The sequence below is a fragment of the Bacillus sp. SN1 genome, assembly GCF_002796895.1.
Taxonomy (GTDB): domain Bacteria; phylum Bacillota; class Bacilli; order Bacillales; family Bacillaceae; genus Bacillus; species Bacillus inaquosorum.
This window is the reverse complement of record NZ_PHIE01000002.1, coordinates 161,359-183,443: the sequence shown is the minus strand read 5'-3', so window position 1 is coordinate 183,443 and position 22,085 is coordinate 161,359. Positions and strand designations below refer to the sequence as shown.

Sequence of the window (22,085 nt, the reverse complement as noted above, 5' to 3'; positions counted from 1 at the left end):
TCAGTTTTATTAAGATAAAGCTAGCAGCGCTTCTTTTGTCTGCACTTTGCCGATTTCTTTCACCGGCGAAAACGAATATTGGTCTGTGTTGGTCACGATCACCGGAGTAATGACGTCATATCCCGCAGCTTTGATTTGTTCCAGATCAAAGGACACAAGCCGATCTCCCGGTGCGACCTTGTCGCCTTCTTTGACGTGAGCCGTGAACCATTGTCCCTCCAGCTTCACCGTGTCCAATCCAATGTGTATGAGGATTTCAGCTCCCTGATCACTCGTAATGCCAATTGCATGTTTTGTTTTAAAAATGGTGGTAACGCTTCCATGAACAGGTGAGACAACTTCTCCTTCTTCAGGCTCAATGGCAAACCCTTTTCCCATGATCCCGGCAGAAAACACTCCGTCATTGACTTCACTTAATGCTTTCACTTCTCCTTTAATCGGGCTGTGAATGATTTCTCCGCTGCCCTCATGCACAGCCGGCTGCTGGCTGCCGTCAGAAGGCACATCCTCGAATCCAAGCAAATACGCAGCCGCTGTTCCCGCCGCGAAAGCAATCACAAGACCGATCATCGCGTAAATAAACGTTGGGCCGATAAAGACAGGGATGCTCGGCAGACCTGCATTCCCTCCGACGATATAGGAAGCAACACCCGTCACGCCGTAAAAAGCGCCACCGGCTGCACCGCCAAGCAAAGCGGCCGCAAACGGCTTTTTCAATCGCATATTCACGCCGTACATCGCAGGTTCTGTAATCCCCATCAGCGCAGTAATACTCGTGGTAAGCGCAAGTGATTTAAACTTTTTGTTTCTGGAGCGAAGGAAAACGGCAAATGATGCTCCGGCCTGCCCCATATTCGCCAAAAACATAGCCGGCAGTAAATAATCGTGGCCATTTTGAGCAATGTTGTTGATCATAATCGGCACAAAGGCATAATGCATGCCCGTCATAATGATTAAAGAGAACGTTCCCGCAAGCAAAATCATCGCCACAAGCCCTGCATGATCAAACAAATAATTGACCCCAGCAGACAAGTATTCTCCTAAAATAGCTCCGAGCGGACCGACTGTAATCAATGTCAGCGGCACGACAATCAATAATGTGAATGTCGGAACTACAATCAATTTGAGAGACGCGTGTGTGAAACGGTCAATCCATTTTTCCACGTACGAAGCAATCCAAATCGCCAGCAAAATCGGAATAACGGTTGAAGAATAAGTGGCAGCGGTTACAGGAAGCCCGATAAAGGAAATCGGTTTCCCTGAACCAAGCAGAGCCGTCAATTCCGGATGCAGAATCGCCGCCGCAATGGCTGCCGCTACGTATGGATTGCTTCCGAATTTTCTCGCCGCACTCATCGCGAGCAGGAGCGGCAGGAAGTAGAATGCGCCGTCACCGACAGCCGTCAAAATGACATGAACCTGGCTCTTCTCCGCCATCCAGCCAAACGTAACTGCCAGCGCAACAAGCCCTTTGATCATTCCCGCTCCCGCAATCGCCGGCAGGATCGGGGTAAATACACCAGAAATCACATCAAAAACCGCACTCAGCACATTCTTTTTCTGAGATGATGAACCAGCGCTCTTCTCATCACTGAGGTTGCTGTGCTTCAGCATCGCCTGATACACCTTCGGCACATCGTTCCCGATAATAATTTGAAACTGTTCGCCGCTGATATTGGTGCCCATCACACCCGGCAGCTGCTCCAATTGGCTTCGATCCGCCTTCGAGTTGTCATGAAGATTAAAACGCAGCCTCGTCATACAGTGAATCACACGCTGAACGTTTTCTTCACCGCCTACGAGTTGTAATATGTCTTTCGATAATTTATCATAATCCATGTGTATACCTCCTTTTTATGAGGGGGACTGCTGGATGAAAGGTGGCCGCCTTTCACCAGCTTTTTTTGTATCAAATGCCGCATCACCTCCTAAAAGAGAATAAAAAAACCTAAATGACACAGATTGCGAGAGTCTCCTCCTGCACCTGCATCATTTAGGTTTTGCCTGCTTTCGCAGTAACAATCCTGACGGGTCGTTTTATTTGTTTGTAGGTATACTTTAGCACTAGATTTATATGATGTCAACGCTTTCATTTTTGGTGTTAAACTTGAATATTTTACTATTTAAATAACATTGTTTCTAATTTATCTAGCTCTACCACAAGAGGTTCTGGATAGCTTTCAACTAGATTGGTTTCCAAATATGCATGTAAAGCTCCTTTTACAAAAGCTATTAAATCTCCTTCTTTTTCTAAATTCCTTAAACAGATTCTCTTAAAAATTCTATGCTTATCCTGTCAACCTTTATCTCCACATTTTCCCCAATCAAATGAGGGTATTCTGAAAAATACTCATCTTCATCAGTAAGAACTATTCCTGCATCAATTGAATCCTCTTGTAAAACCCCCCTTATATAATATTGATATCCTAAGCCATTTCGTTTTAAATCTTTTATTCCTTCTATATTTTCACGAATAATTAACTCATCCAATCGTAAAAACAACCAATACGATATATTTTTTCCAAATTTCAATTTCATAAGGGCAAATAGATGAAAAACCTGTAAATTCAATACCTTCAACTTCGAGGATTGGATCACTTCCTCTTCAATATGTGGATCAATTCCCTTAACAGGGGATTAAATATTATAGAACCTCTTTGTTTTTTTATTATATTGAATGCAAAATAGAGTATTGTTTAATACATTAAAACCTTGAAAGACGTTTTGCCAATCAAGGTTTTATCATATGCTAAGACTCAAAAGCTGTTTTTTCTGGAAATACGCCGCCTTCTCTTACTAAACAAACTGCTAATCTTTGTGCAGCTCGATCAAAATAAAATGTTGACGGGAGATCTTTATTAGGAATTTCTTCTAACTCTGAAAACTTCCTAGTTATTTTATTTAATTTAATTTTGCCCATAGTATTTTCATTAGGCCCGAATTTGTAAACCACACTTTCATCATCTTCATATTCTTTTAGTAATAAAATGTATGTAGCCATTGTTTTTCTTAATTAAATTTCACAATAACTCTTTTAATATTTTTTCCGCTTTATACAATTCCTCAAGTAATGGATTTTCATAGTCATTAAAACTATCCATATAACCCCTAACACCACCAATAATGTTAATTTCTCTAATATCTTTATTTTTCTCCAATATATCTAATGCATTTTTATATCTTTTATATAACAGTTGATAAATACCATTATTTATTTCACTATTATAATCACTTTCCAGTTTACTTATTACTTTTTCTACTTGTATAGTTAATTTTTCTTTGTTATTCAACTTTTATCCTCCTTATCGACTTGGAACTTTTCTTATCTCCTTTATCCATTCTGACGGCCAATCTTTTGGCAGGAGTATTTGATCCCCTTCACCTTTTAGTAATGTTCCTGTTTTCGTGTATTGCTTTTCAACTCTACCGATATTTAGTATTTGCCCTTTAGGAACTTCTATTACCGCTTCATACTCTCTTGAATTTTTCCAATCAGGAACTAAAGCTGTATTTATTTTTGCATTGATTCTATTTCCAGCAGGACTAGTAGTAACAAATGAACCATTAATTCTTGCACTTCCGCCAAAGGTTCTATAAAAATTTATATTCTCTTCTGTAATTACAGTTCTATAATGACCATCAGTAAACGAATCACTGATCCAATCTTGTAAGTTTTGTTTTTTAATTACCTTAACTTTATGATCGATACTTGTGGAATACTTTCCAGTATACTTTGAAACTGCCTTTCCAACATCCTCCTTAACTTCCTTCTTCGCAACATGTTTAGCCACATCTGTGACAACACGCTTCCCGCCTCGGACCGCCAATTTTTTAATAGCGCCCTGAGGACTTACCCACTCAACAAATTCATACTGCGTTCCAGCCAAAAATGAATCCAGTGACTTAGCTCCGCCTACTTTATCCTCTGGTATGTAAGACACTTCTTCTAGCCGCTTTTTCCCTCCAGCGTAGAATTCTCTTACGATCTGGCCATTTTTATATACATAATATTTGCCGCCGACGTAGTCGATGCTTGCAGTATCGCGAGTTAGTTCGTCAATCACTTCTATCGTATCTATCTTTTTTAATCCTTTATGATTATATAGTTTATCATTTATCACCCGTATGTCTCCATAGACTTTCGGGTGGGCTGCTGCTTCTTTCTGTAATACCGTTACGTTTCTGTCATCAGCATGAATCTCACGCTCGATCTTCTGTTGCTTGTCATCCTTCATCACGGTATCAACGTTGGACTGCTTATGTTTCTCCAGCTTTTTCAACATCAACTCCATCGGTGAATCATCCGCCTGCTTCATTTGCGAGTTTATGCCGCCGAAGGTTTGGTTGATCTTTTCTTCTTCCTGTGATTTCAAAATCGAGCCGCTTTTATAACCTGTAATTTCAATTTTCGGCCCTGTGTACATGGTTTCGAGCTGATCGATATATTTTTTCATCGTTTGAAAATCTGATTTTGCAGTTTCCAGTGCTTGGGTTTGCTGGCCGTCAAATTGAAAGAGCTTATTCAGGGTGTCCGAAATCAGTCGCTCAGCCTGTTCTGTTTCCAACCGGAAAAAGGTATCATTGACTGTGGGTAGGCTGACGATGTGATCAATGGCTGATGTCTGGCGATTCACTGCGTCTGTGAGCTGTTCTGTCACTTCCCGTGCATGCTTGACCCCGTGTCTCGCGTCGTGTGAGAGAAAAGCCTCTGCGATCATGCCGTGGGAGTCAGATTCTACAGAGGCAATCCCGTGCTGTGTTTGTTTCAGCACTTTTTTGTATTCGTCGATAAACATGCCAAAGAAAAGGAGAAAAGGCTTGTGGCACTCCTCGTAAAAAGTCCGGATCGCATCTCCGCCTTTTCCTTTTAGCGCATCCTTCATGCCTGCCAGATGCTCAACGCTTTTTTCCAGCTTCTCCAGCTGCTGTTTTTGCTTGTCCAGTTTCTCAATCGTATGCTGAATGCCCTCGTGAAGAGCGTGGACATCTAATGTTTTCAATCCCTTGTCCTCCCGCGCTTTATTTCATGGAAGATGATATGTTTTCATCCGTTTCCTTCATGGCATTTACTGCACTTTCCGTTTGTGCAATATGCTTGGCCAGAACGGACGCATATGCTTCAGTGAGCTCTTTGATGTCCTCATTTAATTGCTCGATGGACTTCACCACATTCAAATGGTTCCTGCCTGAGATATGACCGGGCAAGGAGGATTTGAGTTCAGCTGAATTCTTGAGCTGAGAAAGCCCTTGCTTAACCGTGCCATATACCATTTTAATTTCGTGAGCCATTTTTGTTCACCTCACTTTTTATGTTTTTCCTTCTCTATTTCATGCTCTATTCTCGTGATTTGGCGTCTTATGGAATATACGTCGCCCTCTAATGAATGGATTTTTCCTTCTATGCTTTCGATGATTCTGCTGACCTGTTCGCTTTTGATTTGACGATATGCTTTGTTCATTCCTTCACGAATATCTTCAAACCGCTCAGCATGTGTTCCTCTCCATGCCTCCCGGTTAAGATGAGGCCGGTGAATGAGATGCTGGGCCTCTGAAAATTCGTGTTTGATTTGCCTGATTTCGTGCAGCACTCGTTTTAACTGATGGATTTGTTCCTGTTTTTCATGTAAGTCGGCTTTTACCGAATGTAACAACATTTCACTATGCATGCCGCAACACCTCGTGTTTCTATCAAACTGTGTCAATTCCTGACAATACAGACTATTTTCATATTACATGATGGGTCATATTGGATAAATAGGTAAAAAGGATTGTCTTGAGGATCGTTATCCCGGTTCTAAATAGCTAAAAATTCGATTTCATAACTTTGTAAGAGGGAGAATCATCATAATGGGGACTTTTCGTTTAGGTCTTGAACCCCGCTATCACTTCGTTTTTTTCTCTCGCTCAACCATTTCTTATAGTCAATAAAGCTCATAAAAAAGCGCCTTCTCTAGAAGGCGCTTCTCCATCTTATTTAGATCCCCAAACAGCCTCACCGCTGCCATTCAACACACTAAATGTCATCACATTCTTCTCCCTCACTGAATCCCACTGGCGTAAAAATACCCCTTTATACTTCTTGCCCGCTAACGTGATGTCGGCGGTATTTTTTCCGGTGTTCTGCCATGTTCCGGTCATTTCCCCGGAAATGGTGTGGTTTTTGTTTAGTTTGATGTTGATGGTTTTTTTGATGTCGGCTGAGATGTCTTTTCCGTGCTGGATGAGTTTGTATGTTCCTGTGATGTCTTTTTGTTTTACTTTTTTCAGAGTTTCTCCTGCGTAACGATATGGCGCTGCTACCGGCCAGCCGTCTTTGTTCATGAACATTTGGTGAACTCTGACTTCGTGTTCTTCACCTCTGCCCGGGAAGCGGGTGTGGAAGATTAAATAGGAGCGTCCGGTTTTTTCGTCATAGTATGCGGAGTTGTGGCCTGGTGAGACGTAGCCGGTTCCTTTCTCATTTTCTGTTTCAAATGAATAGCTGCCCATGAGTTTGACGCCGTACGGTTCGATCGAACGGTCGTCGAAGAATGTGCCTTCTTTGCCGCGGACGTCAAGCATTGAGTTGCCTTCTGCATCATAGTAAGGACCGTCCGGTTTTTTAGAGCGGGCGACACGGATGTTATAGCCGCCTGTTGCATCGAGACCGCCATATGATAGGTATAAGTAGTAGTACTTGGTATCTGGGTTATAGAGAACATACGGGCCTTCGATTCTGCTGTGGTTGCCGCCGAGCAGTTTTTTGCCGTATCCTTGCCCAGGAAGCGGGAAGCCCGTTTTCGGATTCATTTCAAGAATGAAAATGCCGCCTGAGTATGATCCGTACACCATCCACAGCTTGCCTTCTTTATCAAAGAAGGTATGCGGGTCAACGACATTCGGATGTTTGGTTGCGTCATACGGTGTTCCATCGCTGCTTGTGCCTTCCATGCCTGATTTCAAAAAGATGCCTTTGTTTTTGTACGGGCCTTCGATGTTATCAGCGACGGCAACGCCCATGGCAGATCTTGGCGAATCACCGCGGCAGGCGTTGTAATACATGTAGTATTTGCCGTCAGCCAGCTGCGTGACGTCAGCAGCCCAAAGGGTATTGGATTGCGCCCATTCGAAGGTATCTTTTAATTCTTCATAGACATTTGGAATAAGTGGGTTGTCGTTGCTGACGGTGGTGGTCAGCTGTTGCCATTGCATGAGGTCCTTCGTTTTAGCTGAAGCGAGATGAGATCCAAAAACATAAAAGGTGCCGTTTGTCTCAATGATGGAAGGATCATGGACGCTGACCTCTTTAAATACTGGTTTTTCTGCTTTTTGCGCATAGACGGAGTTTGGCAGGGTGAAGGCCATGATAAGGGCTGCCAGAAAGCATACACGGAACAATCGGTTGAACATCTAAACAATTCGCCTCACTTTTTTATTAAATTTTTAAGCGCTTACATTTCTCTATGAAGAAACACCGGCCCGCTATGAAAGCCGGATGTTTTCATATTCAAACGGATAGGTGATTCCCCACTGTTCTCTGACATTGCCAGACTGATGTCTGTCTGTTTTGCGCAGAACTGCTGCTTGCATATCCTCTACTTCATAGTTCAACTCTTTTGCTGTTTCTCCTTCTTTCATCACTTCTATTTTTCCATTCGCGTACACGTAATAACTGCTTGCTCCGGTCTCGTAAAGTCGTCGACTGTGAAGCCATTTTCACCCTCATTATTATGACAGCCATTTCGTTGTCGGCGTTTTTTAAGATCATGCCTGACTGCTCGTCAACATCTGTGTCAGTTGGCTTGGCAGTGCAGGATGTCATTCAGCTGGCTCGTGAGAAAATACCTTGTGAAAAATGTGACTTAGTAAACTCATATCTAGAGTACGACAGCCGCCGCCCGCACTCCTGTCTGGCTACTGTGTGCAATGTGCTGAAAGAAAACCCGTCCTGCTTTCTCTGTCACGCTATTACAATAGCAATCTAACTTGTTAAAGACTGTAAAAAACCTTTTGACTTCTGCTGCTGAACCAATTAATATAATACTCAGTTAATAGTTATCAGAATTTTTAGGAATTGAGTGATTCATATGACACTGCACAAAGAGCGCCGGATCGGCCGGCTGTCTGTTCTTCTGCTGCTGAATGAAGCGGAAGAAAGCACACAGGTCGGGGAGCTGGAGCGAGATGGATGGAAGGTCTGTCTCGGCAAGGTAGGATCAATGGACGCGCATAAAGTAGTGGCCGCAATTGAAACCGCTTCCAAAAAGAGTGGTGTCATTCAATCTGAGGGCTATCGCGAGTCACATGCGCTTTATCATGCGACGATGGAGGCTTTGCATGGCGTGACCAGAGGTGAAATGCTGCTTGGATCGCTGCTTCGGACGGTTGGCCTGAGGTTTGCCGTTTTGAGGGGAAATCCTTATGAAAGTGAAGCGGAAGGCGATTGGATTGCTGTCTCGCTTTACGGAACAATCGGGGCGCCGATTAAAGGTCTTGAGCATGAGACATTCGGCGTTGGAATCAATCACATATGAAACAGCCCATAGATCATAGACGATAGGGGGCTATGCGTGAAATCAAATTTTCACAGCATAGCCCCTTTTTGTATGGGCGCTTTACCAAAGTAAAGAAAAAGGAGTTGGGCTTATGGTGACTTTAGACGGTTCTTCATTGACAACAGTCGACGTTGCTCGTGTGCTGTTTGATTTTGAAGAGGCAGCGGCTTCCGAGGAAAGTATGGAGCGCGTGAAAAAAAGCAGAGCGGCAGTGGAGCGGATTGTTCACGAAGAAAAGACAATATACGGCATCACCACCGGATTTGGCAAATTCAGTGATGTCCTGATTCAGAAAGAAGACTCGGCGGCGCTGCAGCTGAATTTAATCCTTTCACATGCCTGCGGTGTCGGCGATCCTTTTCCTGAGTGTGTTTCTCGGGCCATGCTGCTTTTGCGCGCCAATGCGCTGTTAAAAGGTTTTTCCGGTGTACGTGCGGAGCTGATTGAACAATTGCTTGCCTTTTTAAATAAACGCGTCCATCCTGTCATTCCACAGCAGGGATCACTTGGCGCAAGCGGGGATCTGGCGCCGCTTTCCCATCTGGCGCTTGCGCTGATCGGGCAAGGAGAAGTCTTTTTTGAGGGGGAGAGAATGCCGGCAATGATGGGCTTGAAAAAAGCCGGTATTCAGCCGGTAACGCTGACATCCAAGGAAGGGCTTGCCTTGATTAACGGGACTCAGGCTATGACTGCTATGGGTGTGGTAGCATACATTGAAGCAGAAAAACTAGCCTATCAAACCGAACGCATTGCCAGCTTAACGATTGAAGGGCTGCGAGGAATTATAGATGCATTTGACGAGGATATTCACGCAGCCCGCGGCTATCAGGAGCAGATCGATGTCGCAGAACGAATTCGTTTTTATCTATCTGACAGCAGCCTGACTACCTCTCAAGGAGAACTGCGTGTCCAGGATGCATATTCATTGCGCTGTATTCCACAAGTACACGGTGCGACTTGGCAGACATTAGGCTATGTCAAAGAAAAATTAGAAATTGAAATGAATGCAGCTACGGACAATCCTCTCATTTTCAATGATGGTGACAAAGTCATTTCTGGCGGAAACTTTCACGGACAGCCGATCGCCTTTGCCATGGATTTTCTAAAAATCGCAATTTCAGAGCTTGCGAATATCGCAGAACGCAGGATCGAACGCCTTGTGAATCCGCAGCTGAATGACCTGCCGCCGTTCCTAAGCCCTCATCCCGGTCTGCAATCCGGTGCAATGATCATGCAGTATGCCGCGGCCTCACTCGTTTCTGAAAATAAAACACTGGCCCATCCTGCGAGTGTGGATTCTATTCCGTCATCCGCCAACCAAGAAGACCATGTCAGCATGGGAACCATCGCTGCGCGGCATGCTTATCAGGTGATCGCGAATACAAGAAGAGTCATTGCGATCGAAGCGATTTGCGCATTGCAGGCGGTTGAATACAGAGGCATAGAACATGCGGCATCCTATACCAAACAGCTTTTTCAAGAAATGAGAAAAGTCGTGCCGTCCATTCAGCAGGACCGTGTTTTTTCCTATGACATTGAACGCTTGACTGACTGGCTCAAGAAGGAATCTTTATTACCTGATTATCAGAATGAAGAACTGAGGGGGATGAACATATGACTCATGTAAAAAAATCAATCCGTGCCAACAAGGGAACAGAGCTTGAATGCTTAGGATGGGAACAAGAAGCGGTGCTTCGGATGCTTCGAAACAACCTTGATCCGGAAGTTGCCGAGAAGCCGGAGGACCTCATTGTATATGGCGGGATTGGCAAAGCCGCACGGGATTGGGACGCTTTTCACGCCATTGAGCGTTCCTTGAAAACACTAAAAAATGATGAAACATTGCTCGTGCAATCCGGAAAGCCCGTTGGCATGTTCCGTACTCACCCGCAGGCGCCGCGCGTGCTTTTAGCAAATTCTGTTCTTGTTCCGAAGTGGGCGAACTGGGAGCATTTCCACGAGCTTGAGAAAAAAGGGTTAATGATGTACGGACAGATGACGGCAGGCAGCTGGATTTACATTGGCTCACAGGGCATATTGCAAGGAACCTATGAAACTTTCGCTGAGCTTGCGAGACAGCACTTCGGAGGAAGCTTAAAAGGAACATTGACGCTGACAGCCGGTCTCGGCGGAATGGGAGGCGCCCAGCCGCTCTCTGTCACGATGAATGAAGGAGTCGTCATTGCCGTCGAGGTTGATGAGAAACGTATCGACAAGCGGATCGAAACAAAATACTGCGATCGAAAAACAGCCTCGATTGAGGAAGCCTTAGCGTGGGCTGAAGAGGCAAAGCTGGCAGGAAAACCTCTATCCATTGCTCTTCTCGGAAACGCGGCTGAGGTTCACCACACACTTTTGAACCGAGGCGTCAAAATCGATATTGTGACGGATCAGACGTCCGCCCATGACCCATTAATCGGTTATGTTCCCGAGGGCTATTCACTTGAGGAAGCTGATCGTTTGCGCCAAGACAATCCAGACCTTTACGTACGCCTTGCGAAGCAAAGCATGAAAAAACATGTGGAAGCCATGCTGGCATTTCAACAAAAGGGCTCTGTTGTATTTGACTATGGCAACAATATCCGGCAAGTCGCAAAAGATGAAGGCCTGGTGAATGCCTTCGATTTTCCGGGGTTTGTCCCTGCCTACATCCGCCCCTTATTCTGTGAAGGAAAAGGGCCGTTCCGCTGGGCGGCGCTTTCCGGTGATCCGGCAGATATTTACCGTACGGATGCTTTATTAAAAGAACTGTTCCCAGCCAATAAAGCCCTTCACCGCTGGATCGATATGGCACAGGAAAAAGTCACGTTCCAAGGCTTGCCGTCCCGTATTTGCTGGCTTGGATACGGAGAACGGAAAAAAATGGGCCTTGCCATTAACGAGTTGGTCAGAAACGGGGAGCTAAAAGCGCCTGTCGTTATCGGGAGAGATCATTTAGACTGCGGGTCTGTCGCCTCTCCAAACCGGGAAACAGAAGCGATGAAGGATGGAAGTGACGCTGTCGGCGATTGGGCTGTGCTCAATGCGCTTGTCAACACGGCCGCGGGTGCAAGCTGGGTTTCCTTCCACCATGGCGGCGGCGTCGGAATGGGCTATTCCCTGCATGCCGGTATGGTTGCAGTTGCCGATGGAAGTGAGCTGGCTGACGAGCGGCTCGCCAGGGTCTTAACGAGCGACCCGGGAATGGGCATTATCCGCCATGCCGATGCGGGTTATGAACGTGCGGTTGAAGTAGCGAAAAAACAGGACATTATCGTGCCGATGCAAAAATAAAGGAGTGATGACATGCCGAAACAAATTGATACGATTCTCACTAACATCGGTCAGCTTTTAACGATGGAAAGCAGCGGCCCCCGTGCAGGCAAAAGCATGCAGGATCTTCATGTGATCGAAGACGCTGTTGTCGGCATCCATGAACAGAAAATTGTGTTCGCCGGAAAAAAAGGGGCTGAAGCCGGTTACGAGGCAGACGAAATCATTGATTGTTCGGGACGGCTTGTAACGCCGGGTCTCGTCGATCCGCATACCCATCTTGTATTTGGCGGATCTCGGGAAAAGGAGATGAATCTAAAACTTCAGGGCATCTCTTATTTAGATATTCTCGCGCAGGGCGGCGGGATTCTGTCTACTGTCAAACACACCAGGGCGGCTTCAGAGGAAGATTTGCTGCAAAAAGGCCATTTTCATCTGCAAAGAATGCTGTCCTACGGCACAACCACGGCTGAAGTGAAAAGCGGCTATGGCTTGGAAAAAGAAACAGAGCTGAAACAATTGCGTGTCGCAAAAAAACTGCATGAAAGCCAGCCTGTTGACCTTGTCTCCACGTTTATGGGAGCCCATGCGATCCCTCCCGAATATCAAAACAATCCAGATGAATTTCTGGATCAAATGCTTAACCTTTTGCCGGAAATCAAAGAGAATGAGCTCGCCAGCTATGCAGATATTTTTACAGAAACAGGCGTTTTTACCGTCAGTCAATCCCGCCGCTATTTAAGAAAAGCGGCTGAGGCTGGCTTCGGGTTAAAAATACACGCAGATGAAATCGATCCGCTTGGAGGAGCTGAATTAGCGGGAGAGCTAAAGGCTGTCTCAGCCGACCATTTGGTAGGCGCCTCAGACGAAGGCATAAAGAAATTAGCTGAGTCTGGAACGATCGCCGTCCTCTTGCCGGGCACGACATTTTATCTTGGCAAAAGCACATACGCCAGGGCAAGAGACATGATTGATGAGGGTGTATGTGTCAGCTTGGCAACGGACTTTAATCCTGGCAGCTCGCCGACTGAAAATATCCAGCTGATCATGTCCATTGCCGCTCTTCATCTGAAAATGACTGCAGAAGAAATATGGCATGCGGTCACAGTCAATGCCGCACATGCCATAGGAAAAGGAGAAGAAGCCGGTCAGCTTAAACCCGGCCGATCAGCTGATCTTGTCATTTGGCAAGCCTCGAATTATATGTATATTCCATATCACTACGGCGTCAATCATGTACATCAAGTCATGAAAAACGGAACAATTGTAGTCAACAGGGAGGGAGCCATTCTTGGATAAATACCCTTTTCTCAGAGAGGCAGGTTCTTCGTTTAAAGACCGGGATGTAACAAAAATGGGCGATCTGATAGCAAAATGGGACGGCCAAGGCATTAAGGGGCCGGCATTGATAGGTGTCCCCCTATCAAAATCCTCCATCAGTCATTCCGGCGCTTCCTTTGCCCCCGGAACAATCCGCCAGGCACTGAAACATTCATCGGCCTATTCTGCTGAGCTTGGCGGACATGTCGTATCAGATCTTCTTTACGATTTGGGGGATATCGATATTCACGTAACTGATATTGTAAAGTCACATCAGCAAATCTTCTATACCATGCATGCTCTGCTGTCGGATCATCCAGATTGGATGCCGCTCATACTGGGGGGAGATAACTCGATCAGCTACTCTACCATAAAAGCGATCGCGCAAACGAAAGGAACGACAGCAGTGATTCAATTTGATGCCCATCACGATGTTCGGAATACGGAGGACGGGGGGCCGACAAACGGCACTCCCTTCCGCCGCCTTTTGGATGAGAAAATTATTGAAGGCCAACATTTGATTCAACTGGGGATCAGAGAATTCAGCAACAGCCTGGCATATGAAACATATGCGAAAAAACATAACGTGAACATTCACACGATGGGCATGATTCGTGAAAAAGGATTAATCCCAACGATAAAAGAGATTCTTCCTGCCGTTCAAACAAAAGCAGGCTCCATTTTTATTTCCGTTGATATGGATGTCTTAGACCAGTCCCATGCACCCGGCTGTCCAGCGATTGGCCCGGGCGGCCTCTATACAGATGAATTGCTCGAAGCAGTTAATTACATCGCACAGCAATCCAATGTTGCCGGGATTGAAATTGTTGAAGTTGATCCTACCCTCGACTTTCGGGATATGACAAGCAGAGCCGCAGCTCACGTTCTGTTACACGCATTAAAAGGAATGAAACGCTCCCAATTCTAGTGATCTTCTGGCAGGTTTTATTTTGGGCACGAGAAACTCATCTGCCTAATGAACGGCAGCTAAAAGGAGGGCGAGACGGTGAATCTTCAGGAGAACAGCGGTCAACAGCTAAAACGCACGATGAAAAGCAGGCACTTATTTATGATCTCATTGGGAGGCGTCATAGGGACAGGGCTTTTCCTCAGCACGGGTTATACGCTAAACCAAGCCGGACCCGGCGGTACGATACTCGCTTATTTAATCGGCGGGTTGATGATGTATCTCGTCATGCAATGTCTCGGTGAATTGTCGGTCGCCATGCCGGTGACCGGTTCCTTTCAAAAATACGCCACAACATTCATCGGGCCATCAACCGGTTTTATGGTCGGCATCATGTACTGGGTAAATTGGGTGGTGACGGTAGGTTCTGAGTTTACCGCATCCGGTATTCTCATGCAGCGTTGGTTTCCTGACAGCAGCGTATGGATGTGGAGTGCGATTTTTGCAGTTCTCCTTTTCGTATGCAACGCATTTTCAGTCAAGTTATTTGCGGAAACCGAATTTTGGTTTTCCAGCGTGAAGATTGTCACGATCATTTTATTTATCATTTTAGGAGGAGCCGCCATGTTTGGCCTGATCTCTTTAAACGGGACGGCTGATGCTCCTATGTTGTCAAATTTCACAGATCATGGAGGATTGTTTCCAAATGGCTTTCTCGCCGTATTTATCGCCATGATATCTGTGAGCTTTGCCTTTTCCGGAACAGAATTAATCGGAGTCACAGCAGGAGAATCAGCAAATCCTCAAAAGGATATTCCGCGGTCCATCCGTAATGTCGCATGGAGGACAGTCATTTTTTTCATTGGCGCTGTGTTCGTATTATCCGGGTTAATTTCGTGGAAGGAAGCAGGCGTGATTGAAAGCCCGTTTGTAGCCGTATTTGCAGAGATCGGAATCCCTTACGCCGCAGATATTATGAATTTCGTGATATTAACAGCCTTGCTGTCCGTCGCCAATTCAGGCCTATATGCTTCAACCCGCATGATGTGGTCGTTAGCAAATGAAAACATGATCAGCTCCCGTTTTAAGAAAGTCACATCTAAAGGCATTCCCTTAAATGCCTTAATGATCAGTATGGCCGTATCCTGTTTATCTCTCGTTTCCAGTATCGTGGCGCCTGGAACTGTATATGTGGTGATGGTAGCGATTGCTGGATTTGCAGGAGTCGTGGTCTGGATGAGCATTGCGCTGTCCCAACTCTTGTTTCGCAAGAGATTTCTTAAAAAAGGAGGAAATGTAAAAGATCTGACATTTCGCACGCCACTTTACCCTCTGATGCCTATAGCCGCTCTTTTATTATGCTCAGCTTCTTGTATCGGTCTTGCTTTTGATCCCAATCAAAGAATCGCACTATTCTGCGGAATTCCTTGTATCATCCTTTGCTATCTTATCTTCTATTTCAAAAGAAAGTTTGAGAAAACAAAAAAAATCAGCCAAGAGGAATATCCGATCGATCATATCCTTTAATTAAAACAGCACACCCCAATCAGGATGGGATGTGCTGTTATTTTTATTCTGTAATTAACGTATGAATCAGCTTCGGCGCCTTCGCTTCCGCTGCGATGCGGATGTTGTCATAGACTTTCGCGATGACTTCATCGACGTTTTCGCGGTTGGCATAAAGCGTCACGAGCGGTTCGCCTTTTTCTACCTTGTCGCCGACCTTTTTGCGGAGCATGATGCCGACGGCTAAATCGATTTCGTCTTCTTTTGTGGCGCGTCCGGCCCCTAACAGCATCGCTGCGACGCCGATTTCGTCCGCGACGATTTCGGAGACGACACCCGCTTCTTTGGCAGGCACATCAATTTGATATGCAGCTTGCGGAAGCTTAGACGGATCGTCAACAATCGAGCTGTCGCCGCCTTGGTTTTTCAGGAAGTCCTTGAATTTCTCAAGCGCTTTGCCGTTTTTCATGACTTCTTCCAGCTTCGCTCTCGCCTCGTCCAAAGTATTGGCTTTTTTCGCAAGCACAACCATTTGGCTTCCGAGCGTTAAGACAAGCTCATGAAGATCCTCAGGTCCCTCGCCTTTGAGCGTGTCGATCGCTTCTTTGACTTCAAGCGCATTTCCGATCGCAAAGCCGAGCGGCTGGGACATATCAGAAATAACAGCCATTGTTTGGCGGCCGACATTATTTCCGATGCGCACCATCGCTTTGGCGAGTTCAGCCGCGTCTTCTTCCGTTTTCATGAAGGCTCCCGCCCCCGTTTTTACGTCAAGCACGATCGCATCCGCCCCGGCAGCGATTTTTTTGCTCATAATCGAGCTTGCGATCAGCGGGATGGAATTGACCGTTCCCGTTACATCCCGAAGCGCGTACAGTTTTTTATCAGCCGGCGTCAAGTTGCCGCTTTGGCCGATGACAGCGACCTTGTCACGGTTCACGAGCTTAATAAATTCATCCTTCGTCAGTTCCACGTGAAAGCCGTCGATCGCCTCTAATTTATCAATCGTCCCGCCCGTATGTCCGAGGCCGCGGCCGGACATTTTGGCAACGGGCACGTCAAGAGCCGCAACAAGCGGGGCGAGAACGAGTGTTGTCGTGTCACCGACGCCGCCGGTAGAGTGTTTGTCGACTTTAATTCCTTCAATGGCAGAAAGATCAATCGTTTCACCGGAGTTCACCATAGCCATCGTCAAGTCCGCACGTTCACGGTCACTCATATCCTGGAAGAAAATCGCCATGGCAAGCGCGCTTGCCTGGTAATCAGGAATGCTTCCATCCGTATAGCCGTTCACGAAAAATTGAATTTCTTCTGTGGTGAGTTCTTTACCGTTCTGTTTTTTGATGATGATATCTACCATTCTCATTATAGTCACCGATCCTTTTCGATTAAGTTCAGTAAATCAAGCCCACAATTGCCGCTGATAAAAAGCTGACAAGCGTAGCGCCGTATAATAATTTCAAGCCGAAGCGAGCAACAACATTTCCTTGCTTTTCATTCAGACCTTTTACGGCACCGGAAATGATTCCGATTGAAGAGAAGTTCGCAAATGACACAAGGAACACGGATACGATCGCTGTCGTACGGCCGCTGAAGTCGAAGCCGTTTTGCGTTAGCGACGTCATGGCGACAAATTCATTGGATACCATTTTTGTTGCCATAATGCTTCCCGCATTAACAGCTTCATTCCATGGGATACCGACAAGAAAAGCGAATGGAGCAAACACATATCCAAGAAGGCCTTGGAAGGAAATACCGAATACTGCGTTAAAAATACCGTTAATCAAGGCAATAATCGCGACAAATCCGATCAGCATCGCAGCGACGACAACCGCTACTTTGAATCCGTCAAGGATGTATTCTCCGAGCACTTCGAAGAAGGATTGTTTTTCTTCCTCTTCAACACGAAGCATATCCTCTTCTTTAGCAACATCGTAAGGATTAATAATAGAAGCGATAATGAAACCGCCAAATAAGTTCAAGACTAACGCCGTTACAACATATTCCGGTTTCAACATCGTCATATACGCGCCGACGATTGACATTGATACGGTTGACATCGCAGAAGCGCAAAGCGTGTACAAGCGCTGCTGATTTAAAAGACCGAGTTCTTTCTTCAAGGAGATAAATACTTCCGACTGCCCTAAAATAGCAGAAGCGACTGCATTATACGATTCCAGTCTTCCCATTCCGTTTACCTTGCTGAGGGCAAGTCCGATATATTTAATAATAAACGGGAGGACCTTCCATTTTTGCAGAATCCCGATCAGAGCGGAAATAAACACGATTGGCAAGAGAACATTCATAAAGAATGTCGTTTGGTCCGCATTCACCAAACCGCCAAATACAAAGTTGATTCCTTCTGCCGCGTATTCAAGCAGGTAATTGAATCCTTTTGCAAATCCTCCAACGAGGAAATTCCCTACCCCGGTATTGAGGAGAATGAAGCCGAGAATAAATTGCAAAATGAGCATAACAACAATTGGGCGGATCTTAATTCTTTTTTTCCCGCTGCTCGCGATCCACGCGAGGCCTAAAAACACGATTAAACCGATAATCCCAATCAAATACTTCATATGTGTTCTCCTTTATTTGTATTCGCTTACAATAACTGTTTCCCCTGAAAAGAAAGATAAGCAACGGAAAGCAATGTGCCTTCCGTCAGCTTCTTAGTAGTTGTCTCCGCCGGATGCGTTTTCTCCTTTTACAATGGAAACGCCTGCGCTTGCGCCGATTCGGCTCGCTCCCGCCTGAACCATTGTGTCTACATCTTCTTTCGTTCTGATGCCGCCGGATGCTTTCACGCCGATATCAGGGCCTACTGTTTTGCGCATTAAAGCGATATCTTCCTTCGTTGCGCCGCCTGTAGAGAAGCCTGTTGATGTTTTCACGAAATCCGCTCCAGCAGAAACCGCTAAACGGCATGCACGTTCTTTTTCTTCATCAGTCAGCAGGCATGTTTCGATAATGACTTTGACAAGCGCTTTTCCGGCTGCAGCTTCCACCACACCGCGAATATCCGCTTCAACAACGTCATCTTCCTTGTCTTTCAAAGCCGCAATGTTAATGACCATGTCCACTTCAGTGGCGCCTTTAGAAATGGCGTCTTTTGTTTCGAACGCTTTTGTTTCCGTTGTGTTGGCACCGAGCGGGAAGCCGATGACCGTACAAACATCAACTCCTGTTCCCTCAAGCTCTTTTGCAGCAAGCTGCACCCATGTGGGATTTACACATACAGAAGCAAACTTGTATGTTTTTGCTTCTTCGATTAATGTTAGAATTTCCGCTTTTTGTGTATGCGGTTTCAAAGCTGTATGATCAATTATGTTAGCTAATGACATCCTTCGCACACTTCCTTTTTTGTTAAGATATTTTTTAGCATAACCGACTTTTGAACATATGTAAATTGGTAATTGAAATTTTGTTCAGCAAACGGTTTGAACGTGTCACAAATCATTAACAAGCTCCCTTGCGGTATGCTGGTCAATGATTAAAACGTTGGCATATTTCCCCGTTAACGCACCGTGTATGGAGGACACTTTTCTGCTCCCGCCGGCCACTAAAATGGAGCGTTCCTTCAGTCTGAGATCTTCAAGCTCGACGCCGATGGTCCGGTCATTGATGGCGGCGCTGCAAATGTTCCCTTTCGCATCAAAAAAGCGTGAACAGATATCCCCGACAGCCTGTTTTTTCAGCAGGGCTTTCTCTTCTTCACTAAAATAACCGAGCCGGAATAACAGCGCTTCGTCACGGACAGTGCCCACCGTGAAGAGAGCGATATTCGCCTGCTTGCCCATCTCGATGATTCGCTCAATATGACGGTCTTTCTCCACCATTCGCTTCACATCCGCATTATCAAACACGACGGGAAGCGGGAGATAGCGCGGCATCGTTTGAAAAGCCTCCGCAAACAGCTGAATTGTTTCAGCGGAATACGTGTTTACCCGGGAATGGCTGATGCCGCCTTTTAGCTGGACGACCTCGACGCCTTTTACCTGCTTCGGCTGCATGTTTTGCGCGATTTGATACATGGTGGTTCCCCAGCTGACACCGACAATGTCGCCGTCTTTTACCGTTTCATGCATATATTCTGCACCATAGCGGCTGAGGTCATGTGTAATTCCTGCATAATCGGGTGTCGGAGAAAACACAACATGCGCCTCGAGAAGCCCGTATTTCTCTTCAAGCATGGAACCGAGCGCATCCAAATCTTCAAAAGGGTCCATCACGCGAATCTGGACAAATCCTTTTGCTTTTGCATATTGCAGCAGCCGGGAAACGGTCGGCCTTGAAATGTTGAGCTGCTCAGCAATTTGCTGCTGACTGTAGTCAGACTGATAGTAAAGCCTTGCCGCTTCTATGCTTAATTGTTGTTTTTCCCGATCCATTCCGCACCTCCCTGTGGATCAGTTCATGATGCAACTGCTTTCGATTTGCTTTTATTATACAGGCTGGCGCCGGCTTTCATCCACCTGATTTCTCAGAAACTGAAAAATGCTCTGGATGCGGGTCCGACCAGAGCTTACTTCTCCCATGTCATATGCTGATAAATCCCTTTCATAATAGCGTACAGTCCATATAGGATCAGTCCAAACGCTAAAAAAGATAGAATCATTTTACCATGCGGCTGCTGCGCGAGTTCGGCGAGCGCGCCGTCAAAGCCTCTTGTGTCGTCAGGATCAGCGGTCATGGCTGTCTTGATGAGAAAATAGCCGATGGCTGAGAAAATAATGGCGCGGGCGATATTGCCTGCACGCCCGGTGTTTTTTGCAATGCATATCATGTGTTTGTTCATTTTTGACGTATCAAATTCTTTCATAAAAGCAGCCCGGATACCTTTTATAAATTGAACAATCGCAAAGAGGATAAAACCTGCTCCCGTAAGCCCTGTGAGCCATTGGCCGAACGGCTGCGCCAATACATAAGCGGACCACGTCTGCTCTGAAGTGCTGCCGTCCCCTTGGCCAAATACAAAGCGCAAGGCTTTCCAAGCAATGGATGCGTAAACGGCGGCGCTGAAAAAATTCCCCGTTCTCCGCGACAGACCGCGCCTGCTTGTCCCATGGCCCTCCGTGTCCTTAAGTGCACTCAACATCATCCAGATCACATAACCGATAAGGCCGACGCCTATGAAAAAAAGCAAGAATGACCCATACGGCATGCGTGATAACGTTTGGAGCGCTCCGCTCGAATCTTTCGCGCCGCCCGCCCCGGCAGCCGTCATACATGCTAAAATCCCGAGCAGGATAAAAACGACGCCAAATGCAAAATAACCAAGCCTCCCGAATCGCTTGACCCAAGGCTTGGTTTCCTGTTTGATTTTTGACATGTACTGGTCTTTCACGGCCATGTGTCCAACCCTCTTTCACAGAATCCTTACTGTAACATTCCCGATTGGACGAAGTTGAAACAGCTTATGTCTCAGCCATGTCCGGCTGAGACATGTTTTTGCTGATCAGCTGATTGTGCGGGCGTCATCCAGGCAGCCGCTGCCGCAGCTGTAATTCCCCCAGTTATTTTTCCAATGATCATAGCAGCCGCCATTTCTTTTTTCATTCCGGCCACAAAACCGAGATGGCTGCCAAGAACAAAGGCTGCGCTAACCGCAAATGCGACATTGATGACCTTTCCTCTCGGCGTCATATCTTTTAATGAGGCCAGCATTGGAATATGATGAGCCAATGAGGTCACCAAGCCTGCTGTTGCTGTCTCATCTAAATGAAAGCATCTCCCCAGTGCCTGAAGCGGTTTTTTAAAGGCTTTTGTGATAAAGGCCGTCATCGGAAAAGCTCCTGCCAAGGCAATGGCGATGGTGCCTGTTGTTTGTACCCCTGTTTCGATGTTCTCCATTCCTGGTATCAGCACAATGCCGGTTAGCGTTTCAACGGAGACAGCTGCAAGCCCGATAATCGCAATCACACTGACAGCCTTTCCGAAAAGATGAAATAAACGAATGATGCTGTTGGTGTACCGCCATAACCCAAAAGCGATCAAAGCAGACAAAAGACTCGGAATCAGGAGGTTTGTACCTATCATGACGATGTCAAAGCCTGCGCATAATCCGCCGATGAAGCAACCGATTGGCACTGTACACAGCCCGATTAATATTCCTTTTGCAAAGTACGGGTGATCCTCTTTTTCGATGATGCCTAGAGCGACGGGAATCGTGAAGACGATTGCCGGCCCCATCATCGTTCCTAAAAACACCCATGAAAATACTCCGGCTTCTGGATCTTTCGCCATTTCTCCAGCGAGCGCATATCCTCCCATATCAATCGCCAAGATGGTGTTCGCAAAGGATGAAGGATCGGCGCCAATCGCTGTGTAAACCGGAGAGACGATTGGAATCAGGATGGACGCCAGTACGGGTGCCAGCGACACAATTCCGATCATGGACAGCGCCAGCGGCCCCATGGCCTTGAAGCCGTTCGCAAACCGCTCGCCAAGCCCCCATCTGTTCCCTAAACAATAATCCGCCGCTCCCCATAGTAAAAAGGCAGCCAAAATGAATACAACCGCGTCATTCACCGTCATGGTTTCTCCTTTTTCAAAACGTATGATTGGTT

At 46.1% G+C, this 22,085-nt stretch carries 19 protein-coding genes and 2 pseudogenes; 6 read left to right on the top strand and 15 right to left on the bottom strand.

Annotation, left to right across the window (positions count from 1 at the left end; genetic code table 11):
- Positions 1-9: 9 nt before the first annotated feature.
- The 9 genes and pseudogenes from bglP to CVV77_RS22675 form a co-directional block, all read right to left on the bottom strand.
- Positions 10-1,839, bottom strand: a complete 1,830-nt coding sequence (gene bglP / locus CVV77_RS09660; RefSeq protein ID WP_100275264.1) for a PTS beta-glucoside transporter subunit IIABC — start codon at positions 1,837-1,839, stop codon at positions 10-12.
- A gap of 420 nt (positions 1,840-2,259) precedes the next feature.
- A pseudogene (locus CVV77_RS09655) lies at positions 2,260-2,622 on the bottom strand (hypothetical protein).
- 127 nt (positions 2,623-2,749) lie between these two features.
- Positions 2,750-3,001: a hypothetical protein gene (locus CVV77_RS09650; RefSeq protein ID WP_003236295.1), complete on the bottom strand. Its 252-nt coding sequence runs from the start codon at positions 2,999-3,001 to the stop codon at positions 2,750-2,752.
- Between the two features lie 19 nt (positions 3,002-3,020).
- Entirely contained in the window at positions 3,021-3,290 is a 270-nt protein-coding gene (locus CVV77_RS09645; RefSeq protein ID WP_003236298.1) for a hypothetical protein, read from the bottom strand.
- Between the two features lie 12 nt (positions 3,291-3,302).
- Positions 3,303-5,000 carry a ribonuclease YeeF family protein gene (locus tag CVV77_RS09640; protein ID WP_100275263.1) on the bottom strand — a complete coding sequence of 566 codons (1,698 nt, stop codon included), beginning with the start codon at positions 4,998-5,000 and terminating at the stop codon, positions 3,303-3,305.
- 19 nt (positions 5,001-5,019) lie between these two features.
- Complete coding sequence (locus CVV77_RS09635) at positions 5,020-5,289, bottom strand: YwqI/YxiC family protein (RefSeq protein ID WP_084994211.1); 270 nt, start codon at positions 5,287-5,289, stop codon at positions 5,020-5,022.
- An 11-nt stretch (positions 5,290-5,300) separates the two neighbouring features.
- Positions 5,301-5,666: a YwqH-like family protein gene (locus CVV77_RS09630; protein WP_100275262.1), complete on the bottom strand. Its 366-nt coding sequence runs from the start codon at positions 5,664-5,666 to the stop codon at positions 5,301-5,303.
- Between the two features lie 304 nt (positions 5,667-5,970).
- Positions 5,971-7,389, bottom strand: coding sequence for an arabinan endo-1,5-alpha-L-arabinosidase AbnB (gene abnB / locus CVV77_RS09625; RefSeq protein WP_100275261.1), 1,419 nt, complete (start codon positions 7,387-7,389; stop codon positions 5,971-5,973).
- Between the two features lie 139 nt (positions 7,390-7,528).
- Positions 7,529-7,693 (bottom strand): annotated as a pseudogene (locus tag CVV77_RS22675) (hypothetical protein); the annotation flags it as partial.
- A 373-nt stretch (positions 7,694-8,066) separates the two neighbouring features.
- On the opposite strand from CVV77_RS22675, the gene hutP reads away from it, so the two are divergent.
- From hutP to CVV77_RS09590, 6 genes are all read left to right on the top strand, one after another.
- Positions 8,067-8,513 (top strand): histidine utilization transcription antiterminator HutP, encoded by a 447-nt coding sequence (hutP, locus tag CVV77_RS09615; protein ID WP_003236310.1) that lies wholly within the window; start codon positions 8,067-8,069, stop codon positions 8,511-8,513.
- 112 nt (positions 8,514-8,625) lie between these two features.
- The gene (hutH, locus tag CVV77_RS09610; RefSeq protein ID WP_100275260.1) at positions 8,626-10,152 is read left to right on the top strand and encodes a histidine ammonia-lyase; all 1,527 of its coding nucleotides are present in this window, start codon (positions 8,626-8,628) and stop codon (positions 10,150-10,152) included.
- Positions 10,149-11,807, top strand: a complete 1,659-nt coding sequence (gene hutU, locus CVV77_RS09605; RefSeq protein ID WP_100275259.1) for a urocanate hydratase — start codon at positions 10,149-10,151, stop codon at positions 11,805-11,807. The genes hutH and hutU overlap by 4 nt, the downstream gene beginning before the upstream one ends.
- Before the next feature lie 12 nt (positions 11,808-11,819).
- Positions 11,820-13,085 carry an imidazolonepropionase gene (gene hutI / locus CVV77_RS09600; RefSeq protein ID WP_100275258.1) on the top strand — a complete coding sequence of 422 codons (1,266 nt, stop codon included), beginning with the start codon at positions 11,820-11,822 and terminating at the stop codon, positions 13,083-13,085.
- A complete protein-coding gene (hutG, locus tag CVV77_RS09595) occupies positions 13,078-14,034 on the top strand; it encodes a formimidoylglutamase (protein WP_100275257.1) in 957 nt (318 codons plus the stop codon). Before hutI ends, hutG begins: the two co-directional genes overlap by 8 nt.
- Positions 14,035-14,112: 78 nt before the next feature.
- Positions 14,113-15,540, top strand: a complete 1,428-nt coding sequence (locus CVV77_RS09590; RefSeq protein ID WP_003236315.1) for an amino acid permease — start codon at positions 14,113-14,115, stop codon at positions 15,538-15,540.
- A 43-nt stretch (positions 15,541-15,583) separates the two neighbouring features.
- On the opposite strand, the gene CVV77_RS09585 is transcribed toward CVV77_RS09590, so the two are convergent.
- The 6 genes from CVV77_RS09585 to eutH form a co-directional block, all read right to left on the bottom strand.
- Complete coding sequence (locus tag CVV77_RS09585) at positions 15,584-16,885, bottom strand: pyrimidine-nucleoside phosphorylase (protein WP_060399867.1); 1,302 nt, start codon at positions 16,883-16,885, stop codon at positions 15,584-15,586.
- Positions 16,886-16,913: 28 nt separating this feature from the next.
- Positions 16,914-18,095 carry a nucleoside permease NupC gene (gene nupC, locus CVV77_RS09580; RefSeq protein WP_003236317.1) on the bottom strand — a complete coding sequence of 394 codons (1,182 nt, stop codon included), beginning with the start codon at positions 18,093-18,095 and terminating at the stop codon, positions 16,914-16,916.
- A 93-nt stretch (positions 18,096-18,188) separates the two neighbouring features.
- On the bottom strand, positions 18,189-18,860 hold the full coding sequence (gene deoC / locus CVV77_RS09575; protein ID WP_100275256.1) for a deoxyribose-phosphate aldolase: 672 nt from the start codon (positions 18,858-18,860) through the stop codon (positions 18,189-18,191).
- 105 nt (positions 18,861-18,965) lie between these two features.
- Positions 18,966-19,907 carry a DNA-binding transcriptional repressor DeoR gene (gene deoR / locus CVV77_RS09570; RefSeq protein ID WP_100275255.1) on the bottom strand — a complete coding sequence of 314 codons (942 nt, stop codon included), beginning with the start codon at positions 19,905-19,907 and terminating at the stop codon, positions 18,966-18,968.
- Between the two features lie 134 nt (positions 19,908-20,041).
- Positions 20,042-20,869, bottom strand: a complete 828-nt coding sequence (locus tag CVV77_RS09565) for a DUF1206 domain-containing protein (RefSeq protein ID WP_100275254.1) — start codon at positions 20,867-20,869, stop codon at positions 20,042-20,044.
- Positions 20,870-20,940: 71 nt separating this feature from the next.
- The gene (gene eutH / locus CVV77_RS09560; protein WP_100275253.1) at positions 20,941-22,053 is read right to left on the bottom strand and encodes an ethanolamine utilization protein EutH; all 1,113 of its coding nucleotides are present in this window, start codon (positions 22,051-22,053) and stop codon (positions 20,941-20,943) included.
- Positions 22,054-22,085 lie beyond the last annotated feature (32 nt).

What these genes read in the sequence shown, in the direction of transcription:
- bglP (WP_100275264.1), bottom strand. Translation starts at nt 1,839, where the DNA reads ATGGATTATGATAAATTATCGAAAGACATATTACAACTCGTAGGCGGT.
- CVV77_RS09650 (WP_003236295.1), bottom strand. Translation starts at nt 3,001, where the DNA reads ATGGCTACATACATTTTATTACTAAAAGAATATGAAGATGATGAAAGT.
- CVV77_RS09635 (WP_084994211.1), bottom strand. Translation starts at nt 5,289, where the DNA reads ATGGCTCACGAAATTAAAATGGTATATGGCACGGTTAAGCAAGGGCTT.
- CVV77_RS09630 (WP_100275262.1), bottom strand. Translation starts at nt 5,666, where the DNA reads ATGCATAGTGAAATGTTGTTACATTCGGTAAAAGCCGACTTACATGAA.
- abnB (WP_100275261.1), bottom strand. Translation starts at nt 7,389, where the DNA reads ATGTTCAACCGATTGTTCCGTGTATGCTTTCTGGCAGCCCTTATCATG.
- hutP (WP_003236310.1), top strand. Translation starts at nt 8,067, where the DNA reads ATGACACTGCACAAAGAGCGCCGGATCGGCCGGCTGTCTGTTCTTCTG.
- hutH (WP_100275260.1), top strand. Translation starts at nt 8,626, where the DNA reads ATGGTGACTTTAGACGGTTCTTCATTGACAACAGTCGACGTTGCTCGT.
- hutU (WP_100275259.1), top strand. Translation starts at nt 10,149, where the DNA reads ATGACTCATGTAAAAAAATCAATCCGTGCCAACAAGGGAACAGAGCTT.
- hutI (WP_100275258.1), top strand. Translation starts at nt 11,820, where the DNA reads ATGCCGAAACAAATTGATACGATTCTCACTAACATCGGTCAGCTTTTA.
- CVV77_RS09585 (WP_060399867.1), bottom strand. Translation starts at nt 16,885, where the DNA reads ATGAGAATGGTAGATATCATCATCAAAAAACAGAACGGTAAAGAACTC.
- nupC (WP_003236317.1), bottom strand. Translation starts at nt 18,095, where the DNA reads ATGAAGTATTTGATTGGGATTATCGGTTTAATCGTGTTTTTAGGCCTC.
- deoC (WP_100275256.1), bottom strand. Translation starts at nt 18,860, where the DNA reads ATGTCATTAGCTAACATAATTGATCATACAGCTTTGAAACCGCATACA.
- deoR (WP_100275255.1), bottom strand. Translation starts at nt 19,907, where the DNA reads ATGGATCGGGAAAAACAACAATTAAGCATAGAAGCGGCAAGGCTTTAC.
- CVV77_RS09565 (WP_100275254.1), bottom strand. Translation starts at nt 20,869, where the DNA reads ATGGCCGTGAAAGACCAGTACATGTCAAAAATCAAACAGGAAACCAAG.
- eutH (WP_100275253.1), bottom strand. Translation starts at nt 22,053, where the DNA reads ATGACGGTGAATGACGCGGTTGTATTCATTTTGGCTGCCTTTTTACTA.